A 362-nucleotide genomic window follows, 5' to 3' on the forward strand; every position below is an offset into this window, starting at 1 on the left:
TCATAGTCTTTCACTTTTACTTCATTTACTGTGTACTTGAACTCATTTCCTTGTCCATCGTACTTTGGTAGATCTTTGAAGTCGAAACTCCAGTTACCATCCTTATCAGCCTTCACTTCTTTTGTTTGGAACTCTGTTCCATTTTGAAGTAATTGAACTGTGATGCCTTCTGGACGTGTGTTGAACTTATTGTTGTAGTCTTCCCAGACTTTCTTACCACTTACTTCTGTTGTTTCCGTATTCTTGTAAGTGTTCGTAATCGTTGTTCCTTCTACTTTTGTTTCATAGTCTTTCACTTTTACTTCATTTACTGTGTACTTGAACTCATTTCCTTGTCCATCGTACTTTGGTAGATCTTTAAA

General features: G+C 36.2%; 1 protein-coding gene. It reads right to left on the bottom strand.

The annotated features are described in order from the left end of the window. Window positions 1–362, bottom strand: a 362-nt coding sequence (locus tag JDS80_RS30795; RefSeq protein ID WP_199640827.1) for a Cna B-type domain-containing protein, incomplete at both ends; no start/stop codon positions are given.

This window comes from Bacillus cereus group sp. N8, from assembly GCF_016483685.1.
GTDB lineage: Bacteria > Bacillota > Bacilli > Bacillales > Bacillaceae_G > Bacillus_A > Bacillus_A proteolyticus.